Raw genomic sequence first — 12,276 nt, forward strand, 5'->3', positions numbered from 1 at the left:
AGATGAGATCCATAAAAATATTATCTCTCTTGTTAATATTCTTGTTAATCTTCGGAAATACTATTGTAGGACAAAAGAAATACAATGAATCACCTATGCTTTCGGCTCTTGTAAAAGAAGGAAAACTTCCACCAGTAGAGCAAAGATTACCAAAAAATCCAATTGTTGTAAAACCTCTTGAAGAAGTTGGTAGATATGGAGGTACTCTAAGAAGAGCTTGGACAGGACCTGGTGATAGATGGGGTATTGCTAAAATATGCTATGATGCTAACAATTTAATGAGATGGGCTTCTGATAGTAAGACGATTCTTCCATGGCTTGTAGAGAAATATACTATTTCTAAGGATGGTAGGATATTTACTTTTAAGTTAAGAGAAGGATTAAAATGGTCAGATGGCCATCCACTTACAACTGATGATGTAATTTTCTGGTATGAAGATGTAATAGGTAATGAGGAGCTTACTCCTACATTCCCATCTGCTTTTGTACAGGATGGGGTTAGAGCAAAATTTGTTAAGGTTGATGATTATACTTTTAGAATAGAATTTAAAAATCCAAATCCGATGTTTATTTATACCTTCCCAACCCAAGGATGGTTTATTGATAATTCAAAAGGATCTTTTAGCTTTTATGCACCAAAGCATTATCTCTCTCAATTTCATCCTAAATATACACCAAAAGACAAGTTGGAGGCTATGGCCAAACAAAAAGGTTTTAATAAATGGTATGAGCTATTCCAATTTATGATTGATTATATACAGAATCCAGATTTACCTACCATGTCACCTTGGAAGATTGTGAGCAAGAGTCCTAATGAGCCAGTATTCGTTATGGAAAGAAACCCTTATTATCCAGTAGTAGATACCGAAGGGAACCAATTACCATATATTGATAGAGTAGTACACTACCTTGTTAGTGATGCAGAAATGATAAATATGAAGGCTATAGCTGGAGAGATAGACTTTCAAGCAAGACATATGAGGCTTCCCAATTATACTTTATTCATGCAAAATAAAGATAAAGGAAATTACAGGGTACTTGTTTGGAGGACTGGTACAGGGGCAGATCCTGCTATATATCTAAATCAAAATATAAAAGATCCTGTAAAGAGAAAACTATTCCAAGATGTAAGATTTAGACAAGCTTTATCTCTTGCTATTAACAGAGAAGAAATTAATAAGATTCTTTACTTTGGTTTAGGAGTACCAATGCAAGCAGCTATTCCACCTGGAGCTGCATATTATGATGAGACTTGGGCAAAAGCTTATGCTCAATATGATCCTGGGAGAGCTAAAATATTGTTAGATGCAATGGGCTTAAAAGTTGGGAAAGATGGATTTAGATTAGGTCCAGATGGAAAACCAATTGAGCTAATAGTAAGTTTTACTACATATCCAGGAAGTGCTAATATGAGCACAATGGAGCTTATTAAGAGCTATTGGGAGGCTATAGGTATAAAAACTATAGTTAAACAGGTTGATAGAAGTTTATATACCACAAATTGTAATTCAGGTGATATAGAAATTGGTGTTTGGGTTATGGATCGTATGAGTAATGTGGCTATAAATGCAGGAAGATTACTTGGAACATGGACAGATGGTCCTTGGGCACCTCTTTATGCCAGATGGTATTGGACTAAAGGACAAGAAGGAGAAGAACCTTCTGGAGATATTAGAAAAATATATGATCTATGGGATGAATTTAATAGAACTGTGGATGCAAGAAAGAGAGATACAATAATAAAGCAAATCATAGCTTTACATAGAAAAAATATTTGGATTATTGGAACAGTGGGAGGATTGCCTCAGCTTGTAATAGTAAAGAACAATTTAAGAAATGTCCCATCTGGAATACTATGGGATGATCCTTATAGATCTGAACTTAACTCATTCCCAGAACAATTTTTCTTTAAACAATAGAATTTTGAGGGAGAAGGGAATTATATCCCTTCTCCCCCTTTTTATATTTTTCTAAAACGTTTATACAAACTTTTTTAAATAAAGGGGAGGTGCAAAGTAATGTTTAAAAAGTTATTGGTCCTTTGTTTATTATTCTGTATCTTTATTCTAATTGGGGGCTGTACTCCAAAGACATCATTAGAGGGACTACCTGAAGCACCTTCTAATTTAATTGCTGAATTAGTAGATCCCATATTAACTGAGGTAAGAGTTAAACTTGTATGGAAGGATAATTCTAATAATGAAGATGGGTTTATAGTAGAAAGAAAAACAAGTAGTGGTCAATATGAATCAATAGCGCAATTAGAACCTAACACGACCTCTTATATTGATGATAGTGTTTCCCGTAATAGTGTATATTCTTATAGAATAAAAGCTTATAATGATAAGGGTAATAGGATATCGAATGAGTTTCAAATTGAAGTTCCAATTGTTAGCACAAGTTTTGAGGACGAAACCATTCAATCTTGGCAACCAAGGGGATCAGGGGTATCTATAAATATAAATTCTGATGTGGCAAAATATGGAAATTATTCTTTATTCGTATCTGGTAGAAGCAGTAATTGGCATGGAGCTCAAATACCTTTACTTTCTCAAGATGGAGTACAGTATTTGCAACCTGGTAATACTTATAGTATAAAGGTATGGGTTTATCAAAATTCTGGATCAGAGCAAAAAATAACTTTGACTATGCAAAGAACGAATAATGATAGAAGTACAAACTATGATACTATTGTCTGGCAAAAGAATGTACCTAATGAGACATGGGTAGAGCTTTCAGGTTCTTATAATGTACCTACTGATGCAATAGAACTTTTACTTTATGTTGAATCGCCAGATCAATCTTTGTCCTATTACATAGATGGTTTAATGGTAAAGTAGGAGAGAGGAAAAACAATTTCCACCATTTCTAAAAATTTATAAACAAGGGAGGTACCGAGTATGAAAAGGGTCTTTAGTATCTGTTCTTTATTGATAGTATTGTTTTTTATTGCTGGCTGTGCTAAGGCTCCTATGTCTAACACAGAACAAAATCAAATTTTAGAAGAGATTAAGAAAGAGGTTGCTTCAGTACCAAATATTCCTAACGCTTTAATTATCACAACTTTTGAAAGTTCCAAAGAAGAAGGATGGACAGCAAGAGGGGATAATGTGAAGATCTTAGTAACCGATAAAGAGGCACATACAGGTAAGTATAGTTTATATGTCTCTGGAAGAAGTGCAGGATGGCATGGCGCTCAGATTCAGTTGAAGGATATATTAAAGCCAGGTAAGGTTTATAGCATATCTGTATGGGTAATGCAAAAATCTGGATCAAGTCAGTATTTAGGCCTTACTATGCAGAGAAAATATGATACCGATTCTAACACTCAATATGATTGGATAAAGCATGAAAATAACGTACCTAATGGAAAATGGGTAGAGCTTTCTGGTACTTACGAGATTCCTGCTAATGTTTCTATTCTTGATCTTAGCTTATATGTGGAGGCTCCATCAAATACTTCTCTCGATTTTTATATTGATGACCTTGTGATTGTAGAAGGGAAGAGTGCCTTTAGAATTACTCCTAAATTATTCGAATTGGTAGCAAAGGTTATTAAATAATTTATAAAAAGGGAAATTTTAAATTTATCTTAAAACTATGTTATAATATATAGGGGAAAGCTGAGAATGCTTTCCCCTTTAAAAAAATAAGGGAAGAGGAGAGGAATATGAGTTTAAATGGAGATTTGAAAAGCGTTTCATTATGGGAAGTTCTTGAGATTTTATCCTTTAGTAGAAAAACAGGAAGACTACAGTTAACGCATGGTACTAAAAAGACTGATGTCTATTTTGAAGAAGGTAGAATTAAGCATATTAAAGCAGATAACTGTGAAGATAATGATGCTATATTAGGACTTGCTTTATGGAAAGAAGGAAATTTTACTTTCTTTCAAGATGAAAAAGCTCCTAAAGCAAACTTAAGTTTAGATCCTCTCCATATACTTGTAGATGTGTCCAAGGATATTGATCTTATTGAATATTTAGGTGATCTTATCTTTCTACTTATTAATATTACTAACCTCAATGAAGAAGAAAAGTATGTAGGAATGTTATTTGATGGACTTAGACCTGCAAAGGAAATTATTTTGAACTCTCCTTATGGTGAAGCAAGGACTTTAAGAATTATTGAAAAGCTTAGAAAAAATAGAAATCTTTTAAGAATAGACGAAAACTTAAATCTGTTTTGGGTTTATACTTTCTGGAGATATTTTATTTATACTCTTGAAAAGGAAAATGAAAGAGATTTTCGTAAAAAATGGACAGATACATTAAATAGAATGCCATCTGCCTATAAACTTACTTTTGAAATTCTAACTCGTGATAGAAAAGTAGAATGGTTTAATATATTTCCTTTAATTAGGGATATTCCAAATTCTGAATTTTTTTCAGTAATAAAGGATGTTTTCCATTTTATAGAAAGTTATAGAAAGCTTGAGATTAACAATGTTATTGATACGGGAAAAATCTTGTTTCTTAGCCAAGAATTAGAACCTTATATGGAGAAGGTGTATGTACCTATAAAACATAGTGAAATTATTGAAGAAAATATTGTTCTTTGGTCTTTTGATGGTAAGAGAGTTTTAAGAGAAATGCTTGATATTTTACCTTTTGGTGAACTAAGAAAATTACAACTTGTAAAATCAGTAATTGATAAAAAATTAGTTCTACCTTTAGGAGATAATTTAAAACTTGATTTTTTGAATTATTTCTTTAATTTCTGGCAAGATATACTTATAAATTTAGAAAAGAAGGGAAAGGCTGAGGAATTTAAAAAAGATTGGGATAAGTTCATATATGAAAGTCTTTCAGATGTAAAGCATCTTTTCTCTCATCTAACTTTTGAAGCTAAGCCTAATTTCCCCTATTTTTATAAAAATGTAGCCAAATCGCAAGAAGATGAATTAAGAGCGTTTTTAAGAGAAGCTCTTAAGGTAGTGTATGATTTTGCAATTAAAGTACTTTCTAGGGAAGAAATAGAGGAGGTAATTAATAACGTGCTTAAGAACGTTGAGAGATTTTCTTCTCAACAGGTAAAACTTGCTGTTGCTAATTTATTAAATGAGACATATATAAAATAATTTTTTTTAACAGCAAGAAATGGTAAAATTACATTATTGTGAAAATAATAAATGTAGGTTTATTTATAAGGATTATTGCTCTTATTAGCTTGGGAGGTATTAGTTTTTCTTTTTTCCAAGCTTTTAGGAGTTTTTCATTAGTATTTTTTGTAAATAAATTTGTTTCATCAAAGACAGAGATTGGTATTTTGCTTTCTCTTGGAAGCTTTATAGGGATAGTTGTACCCCCATTAATTGGATATTTATCAGATAAACTTAGGAATTTTCTTAAAGGAAGAAAAATTTTAATAATATTTTTTCTAATTTTATTTCTTTTTTCTGTTTGTGGCCTTGAAAAAGTAAAAGACATATCCAGTTTGTATCTTTATATAACTTTCTCTTTTATGTTTTTTTATTCTGGTTTTTCCATTTATCAAGCTCTAATTCCTGATCTGATAGCTAAAGATACATATGCTCGTGCAACAGGTATAATAAATTTTACATCTCAATTTTTTCAAGGTTTATATATATTCATCGTGGTAATTGCCCATGCATCTAATTTAGTATTTAAACTCCTTAAATATGGGACGTTAGTTTCTGCATTTTTTCTATTATTTTTACCTGAAAAACCAGGTGATAGTAAAAAAGAAAATCTAAAATTAGATTTAGAATTCTTTAAAGGAAGATTATGGTTTTTATTATTTTTTCTTCAATTTTCAATTTGGTATGGTGTTTCGTCGGTTAGTTCATTTATTCTTTTATTCTTTCAAGATGCTCTTTCAGCTTCTATTAATGATTATATGGTAGTACTTGCTATTTTTGGAATTTTAACTGCCATTTCTACGTTTGTATCTGGTTTCCTTGCTGATAAGTATTCTAAAGAAAAACTTTCTGTTTTTTCTTTATTTCTTTTTGGATTGAGCAGTTTTATATTTTCTCAAACCTACAGGATTTTTCATGCTTTTATTGCATCTATAATTTATGGCATTAGTTTAGGGTCTTTAATGGTTATTCCTTATAGTCTTGTTCTTGAATATATACCTAAGGGAAAAGCAGGAAGTTTTGTGGGTGTTAATACTCTTATGATTTCTATGGCACAGGTTTTGGCATATTTTACTTCTGGAATGACTATTGATCTGGGTGGATATAGGATTAATTTCTTGCAGGGATTAATTTCTTCTATTCTTGGGCTTTTAATTCTAAAAGAGATTAAAAATAGTAGATTAAAAAATTTATCTTAAATTTCCTTTTGACAATATACTGAGCTCCTTTAAATATTCTTTGGAGTAAGGAGATAGTTTTCTGTAATTATGATCTAAAGTTTTTTCAGGTTTGAAGGTTTGTAAATAGTAAGGCACATCTTCAATAATATTTTTTATCTCTATAATATCTTCTTTTTCTACAATGTTTGGTACTACAGTGGTTCTAATCTCGAAGTTAATGTTACTTTCTTTTAATATTCTTAAAGATTCTTTTATCTTATTTAAATATTTTTGAACTAATTCTTCTGAAAGTCCTATTGCCATAGCATATTTTGAGGGTGATGTTTTAAAGTCCATAGCCACATAATCAACTAATTTGCCTTTGATTAGTTCTATAAGCATTTTAGGATTTGATCCATTTGTATCTAATTTTATGGAATATCTTTTTCTTTTTAATTTAAATAAAAAGGAGGGAAGATCCTCATTTAGTGTAGGCTCCCCTCCTGTTATTACAATCCCCTTTATTATTTTTTTTCTCCTATCAATTTCCTCTATTATAAAATCTTCAGAATAAATACCTTTTTTCCTTGTAGATATAAGCTCAGGATTGTGACAGAAGGGGCAACGAAAGTTACAACCCTGAGTAAATATAACAAAGCTTGGTTTACCAGGATAATCTACGAGACTAAATCCCAGGTAACCTGAGATTTTCATGTTTTCTCCTCTCCTTTAATGTCAACGTGAAGGTTTTTCTTAATTTAAACTCTTCTTGTTTTCCTTTATTCCAACTTTTAACAGGTCTGTAATATCCTACTACTCTTGAATAAATTTCTGTTTCTTTTCCACAAGTAGGGCATTTTTCGTAATTTCCTCTAAGATAACCATGTTCAGGACATATGCTAAAGGTGGGAGTTAATGTGAAATATGGCAATCTATAGTTATTTGTGATAAGTTTTACTGCCTCTTTTACCATTTCTATATCTTCCAATGCTTCACCTAAGAATATATGCAATACAGTACCACCTGTATAGAGACTTTGGAGCTCATCTTGATGTTCCAATACTTCAAAAGGATCTGCTGAATAATCAACAGGAAGTTGAGTAGAATTGGTATAGAAGGGTTCTTTATCTCCCGAGGTATAAATGTCTGGATATTTTGACTTATCTATTCTTGCTAATCTGTAGGATGTACCTTCTCCAGGAGTAGCTTCTAAGTTGTAAAGATTATTAGTTTCTTTTTGATATTCTAAAAGTTTCTCTCTCATAAATTTAAGAACTTTTATGGCAAATTCCCTTCCAGCTGATGTATCTATACCTTCTCCAAGTAAATTTACACATGCCTCATGCATACCTATAAGTCCAATGGTGGCAAAATGATTTCCCCAATATTGTCCTGTTAACTCATAAACTCCAGAAAGATAATATTTGGAATAAGGATATAAATTTTTATGTGTGAGATCTTCTATTACATTCCTTTTTATTTCAAGGCTTTCTTTTGCAAGATCCATTAGATAATATAGTCTTTCAAAAAATTCTTCTTCATTCTTAGATAAATAACCAAGTCTGGGCATATTTATTGTTACCACACCAATACTTCCTGTAAGAGGATTTGCTCCAAATAATCCGCCGCCTCTATGTTTCAACTCATCCACATTTTTATTATTTACATTTAAAGAAAAACTTAAAGCTCTTTGTCTTACCAGAGAATTGTCTAATCTTAATCTACAGCACATAGATCTTACATCTGAAGGATCCATTTCTGAGTTAACAAAGTTTGAGAAGTAAGGAGTACCATATTTAGCTGTCATTTCCCAAATTTTAGTTAAGTTTGACTTTTCCCATGGAAAATCTTTTGTTATGCTATAAGTTGGTATAGGGAAGGTAAAGATTCTTCCATTTGCGTCACCCTCTATCATTACTTCTGCAAAAGCTTCATTTAAAAGGTCCATTTCTCTTTGAAATTCTCCATATGTGGCTTCTTTTCTTTCTCCTCCTATTATTACTTTTTTATCTTTTAAATCATCTGGTACTACTAAATCAAAACTTAAATTAGTAAACGGAGTTTGAAATCCCGTTCGAGTAGGAATATTAAGATTGAAAACAAATTCTTGCATAGCTTGTTTTACTTCTTTATAAGTAAGATTATCGTAAGCTATAAATGGAGCCAGCAGTGTATCGAAATTTGAAAAGGCAATAGCTCCTGCTGCTTCACCTTGTAGTGTAAACATGAAATTTACAATTTGTCCTAAAGCGGTTCTGAAATGTTTGGCTGGTTTACTGGCAACTTTTCCTTCTACCCCTCCAAATCCTTTTAAAAGTAGATCTTCTAAATCCCAACCCACACAATATACTGAAAGAGATCCAAGGTCATGTATATGAAAATCTCCATTTTGATGAGCCCTTGCTATCTCTTGAGGATAGATTTCTTCTAACCAATATCTTGCTATAAGAGAAGAATAAAGATAATAGTTTAAGCCTTGGAGAGAATATCCCATATTTGAATTTTCGTTTACTCTCCAGTCTTCTCTGTTTAAGTATTCTTTTATAAGATCATTCAGATTACTAATCATTTTTCATACCTCCTTGCTTAGTTTATGCTTTTTTCATCTGAGAAAGAAGTTTTGCAAATTCTTCTAAGGAACTAAACTCTTGATATACAGAAGCAAATCTTACATATGCAACTGCATCTAAATCTTTTAATTTTTCTAATACCATTTTTCCTATTTCCTTTGAGGAAATTTCACTTACTCCTTGTTTCTTTATATCCCCTATAATTTCATCAATAATAGCTTCTAATTTTTCGCTATCAATATTTCTTTTAACTACTGCTCTTTGTAAACCTGCTAAAAGCTTATTTCTATCGAAAGGTTCTCTTCTACCATCTTTTTTGATTACCATAATAGGTTTTTCTTCTATTCTTTCGTAGGTGGTGAATCTTCCCTTACATCTTGGACATACTCTTCTTCTTCTTATTACTCTTTGATCTTCTATTTCTCTGGTATCAATAACAGAAGTATTTTCATAATTACAAAATGGACATCTCATTTCTATACCCCCACTAAATATTGTGGTTATATTTATATCACAACTCAATATATAGTTCAAAGGGGAAAAAACTGAGATATGAGGATTTTTTTACCAAAAAATTTTAAATTATGAGTTATTTTATAATTTTTTGACCATAAGTTAAAAAAGGTTAAAAAAGAGAGGGAGATATATTTCTCCCCCTCTTAATGAAGATCTTCTTATTTGTGGTTTTCTGCTAAGATTAACTCTAATTCTCCTCTGTGATTTTCTGGATCAAAATAGCACTCAATGATTCTTTCGTGAGGTAGTCTTTCAATTCTCTCATTCATAATGTTGAGGACTTTTGTATTGATTTCTATTGCTTTTTGTACAGACATTCTTTCAGGATTTATATCAATTCCAAAATATCCTTGATAACCTATCATCTTTAGTGTATAAAGTAATGCTTCTGTAGAATCCCAGTCAACTACTCCCACATTTAGGTCTTGGTCATAGTTTCCGAGAGGTTGGCTGTTCCAGTGAGTGTGGAATAGTCTACCTTCTCTTGCAACTCTGGCATAAGCATAAGGAAGATCCTCAAATCCCATTCTGACATGACCCACCTCTGGATTTAAGCCTACTAATGCATGTCCTTCATTTATTAGTTTGAGATTTTCGGGGTTTTTGAGTCTTGACTCTATGTCTCTCGCAGCTAATATTCCATCAGCAGTAGTTCTGTATATATTGTTTGGTGCTGGTTCATAAGGTTTTGGTTCAATAGCAACTTGTACTCCTGGTACTTCGTCCATAGCTTGGGCTACTAATTCTTCAAAGGTATCCCACATATGATAGTAAAGGTGTCCATAAGAATAAGTATATCCATCAATTCCAGGCCATATTATACAAATATCTGCGTTAGCTTCTTTTACCAATTTTAAACCGTTTACTAATCTTTCATAGGCTACCTTACGATATTTTTCATAAGGATTAGAAAGAGAGCCAAATTCAAATATTTTATCGTAAAAAAGGCTTAAAGGAACAGCAACAAGTCTTATTCCAGCTTCTTTTTCGAGTTTTTTATAAAGATGAAGATTCTCTTCATTGACTTCTGCAGGATAGTGAGCTTCTATTCCCTTCACTCCATATTTAGCCATTTCAGCAGCCATTTCTATTCTTTCTGGAATACTTTTTTGTTCTACGTAAGGTTCATGGAATCTGCCACCTCCAGGAGTGAAGTACCAGATACCCACTGAAAATTTAAGATCTAATTTGAAGGTTTGAAGATGTTTAAGAAGTTCCTCTTTATTCCTCCTAATCTTTTGAGAACGATGATCTACAAAGGGCATAATTTATACCTCCTTATTATTAGTTTTTAAAATATTTTACAATAAGAGATCTATTTAGGCAATCGTTTTAATGGTAATTAAAAAAATATGGCGGAGAGGGTGGGATTCGAACCCACGAGGCTTTGTCAGCCTACTCGCTTTCGAGGCGAGCGCCTTCGTCCACTCGGCCACCTCTCCTTCATGAATATTTTAGCAAAAACTTATGATATAATCTATTCAATATGGAAAAGGAGGTCAAGAAAAGATAAGTCTAAGAACCAAAATAACTTTGATTTTAGTGATTACTAATATTTTTATTTCCTTTGTTTTTATTCTCGGGGGTATACTCCTTGTAAAAAACGTTTTCAGAGAAAATATAAACAAAGAAGTTAGAAATACTCAAAGCTTATTTAGTAAATTATTGGAAAAAGAAAAGAGTATTTTAATTGTTAATCTATCAGATTATATTTATTGGATGGATTTGGGAGAAAAAGGAGTTAAGAGAAGAGACAAGGAGTTTTTAGAGGCAAATATTAATCCATGGGTTAAGAAAACCCTTAAATATGATGTGATTCTTTTTACAAAAGATGGAGAAATTATCACTTCTTCATTCCGTAATATCCCAAAAGATTTTCTAAAAGAGAAAATAAAAGAGGTAGAAGTTTTCTTCTATTCTTATAGAGAAAAGGTATTTCTATGTGCTGTAGGTCCAGTAATGAGCGATGATAAAAGATATTTTTATGATGCCTATTTGTTGTTTGCAAAACCTATAGATGAAGAGATAATTAGAGAATGGGAGAATTTTTTAGATGCTAAAATAACGATTTTAAATATAGGAGATGTTAGAGAAGAAAAGTTAAGAAATTATTATGAGTATCCATCCTATCATATTGAGATTCCTTTAAGTGAAAACATATTGGTTCATATAGAAAAAGAGAGCAAGATTATATATTTAATATATAGATCATCTTTAATAATGCTTATATCATTTACTCTTTTTATATTAATATCATCTCTTTTGATTTCCCAATTTCTAATTTCCTATATAATGAGACCTTTTGAGAAGTTAGTACTAATAGCAAGGGAAATAGAAAGAGGAAATTATGATGTGGATTTTGATATTCATAGAAAAGACGAAATTGGCGATTTTATGAGAGCTTTTAAAAATATGATAGATAAGATCAAGATAAGAGAAGAAAAGTTGTTAATAGAAAGAGATATTATGAAAGAGATAGCTTATTTGGATGTTTTAACTCAAACCTACAACAGAAGATATTTAGATGTTATTTTCAAAGAATTAGTGGATAAAAATATTTATTTTTCTCTTGTCTTTGTTGATATAGACAATTTTAAGGATGTTAATGATAAATTTGGTCATGATGTAGGGGATCAAATACTAAAAGAAGTAGTAGAATTTTTTAAAAAGAATTTTAGATCTGGGGATGTAATTATAAGGTTTGGAGGAGATGAGTTTTGTATTATTCTTATAAATACAACAAGAGAAATGGCAGAGAAAATAATGAAGAGAACCCTTTGTGATTTTAAAGAAAGATTTTCAAATATTGATGGCATTAGTTTAGGGTTTAGCTTTGGTATAGCCTCTTACCCTGAAGATAGCAAGTCCTTAGATGAATTAATAAAGATTGCTGATGAAAGAATGTATAAAGATAAAGAAAAGAAATAAA

General features: G+C 31.4%; 10 protein-coding genes and 1 tRNA gene. 6 read left to right on the forward strand and 5 right to left on the reverse strand.

The window, feature by feature from the left end:
* The first annotated feature begins 2 nt into the window (after nucleotides 1-2).
* The 5 genes from ACY3IT_RS03250 to ACY3IT_RS03270 all read left to right on the forward strand — a co-directional run bounded on the left by ACY3IT_RS03250 (nucleotide 3) and on the right by ACY3IT_RS03270 (nucleotide 6,300).
* The gene (locus tag ACY3IT_RS03250; protein WP_463083358.1) at nucleotides 3-1,919 is read left to right on the forward strand and encodes an ABC transporter substrate-binding protein; all 1,917 of its coding nucleotides are present in this window, start codon (nucleotides 3-5) and stop codon (nucleotides 1,917-1,919) included.
* A gap of 99 nt (nucleotides 1,920-2,018) precedes the next feature.
* Nucleotides 2,019-2,840, forward strand: coding sequence for a carbohydrate binding domain-containing protein (locus tag ACY3IT_RS03255; protein WP_463083359.1), 822 nt, complete (start codon nucleotides 2,019-2,021; stop codon nucleotides 2,838-2,840).
* 60 nt (nucleotides 2,841-2,900) lie between these two features.
* Nucleotides 2,901-3,563 (forward strand): carbohydrate binding domain-containing protein, encoded by a 663-nt coding sequence (locus ACY3IT_RS03260; RefSeq protein ID WP_463083360.1) that lies wholly within the window; start codon nucleotides 2,901-2,903, stop codon nucleotides 3,561-3,563.
* A gap of 107 nt (nucleotides 3,564-3,670) precedes the next feature.
* Complete coding sequence (locus tag ACY3IT_RS03265) at nucleotides 3,671-5,080, forward strand: DUF4388 domain-containing protein (protein ID WP_463083361.1); 1,410 nt, start codon at nucleotides 3,671-3,673, stop codon at nucleotides 5,078-5,080.
* A gap of 38 nt (nucleotides 5,081-5,118) precedes the next feature.
* Nucleotides 5,119-6,300 (forward strand): MFS transporter, encoded by a 1,182-nt coding sequence (locus tag ACY3IT_RS03270; protein ID WP_463083362.1) that lies wholly within the window; start codon nucleotides 5,119-5,121, stop codon nucleotides 6,298-6,300.
* Here the strand turns inward: ACY3IT_RS03270 and ACY3IT_RS03275 are convergent.
* The 5 genes from ACY3IT_RS03275 to ACY3IT_RS03295 all read right to left on the reverse strand — a co-directional run bounded on the left by ACY3IT_RS03275 (nucleotide 6,292) and on the right by ACY3IT_RS03295 (nucleotide 10,789).
* Nucleotides 6,292-6,975 (reverse strand): anaerobic ribonucleoside-triphosphate reductase activating protein, encoded by a 684-nt coding sequence (locus ACY3IT_RS03275; protein WP_463083363.1) that lies wholly within the window; start codon nucleotides 6,973-6,975, stop codon nucleotides 6,292-6,294. The genes ACY3IT_RS03270 and ACY3IT_RS03275 overlap by 9 nt on opposite strands.
* Entirely contained in the window at nucleotides 6,947-8,830 is a 1,884-nt protein-coding gene (locus ACY3IT_RS03280; protein ID WP_463083364.1) for a ribonucleoside triphosphate reductase, read from the reverse strand. Before ACY3IT_RS03280 ends, ACY3IT_RS03275 begins: the two co-directional genes overlap by 29 nt.
* A gap of 22 nt (nucleotides 8,831-8,852) precedes the next feature.
* Nucleotides 8,853-9,305, reverse strand: coding sequence for a transcriptional regulator NrdR (gene nrdR, locus ACY3IT_RS03285; protein WP_463083615.1), 453 nt, complete (start codon nucleotides 9,303-9,305; stop codon nucleotides 8,853-8,855).
* A 200-nt stretch (nucleotides 9,306-9,505) separates the two neighbouring features.
* On the reverse strand, nucleotides 9,506-10,612 hold the full coding sequence (locus ACY3IT_RS03290) for a TIM barrel protein (protein WP_463083365.1): 1,107 nt from the start codon (nucleotides 10,610-10,612) through the stop codon (nucleotides 9,506-9,508).
* An 88-nt stretch (nucleotides 10,613-10,700) separates the two neighbouring features.
* Nucleotides 10,701-10,789 (reverse strand) — tRNA-Ser (locus ACY3IT_RS03295).
* 100 nt (nucleotides 10,790-10,889) lie between these two features.
* Between ACY3IT_RS03295 and ACY3IT_RS03300 the strand changes: the two genes are divergently transcribed.
* A complete protein-coding gene (locus tag ACY3IT_RS03300; protein WP_463083616.1) occupies nucleotides 10,890-12,275 on the forward strand; it encodes a sensor domain-containing diguanylate cyclase in 1,386 nt (461 codons plus the stop codon).
* The last annotated feature ends 1 nt before the right edge of the window (nucleotide 12,276 follow it).

Source organism: Dictyoglomus sp. GBS (assembly GCF_055179815.1).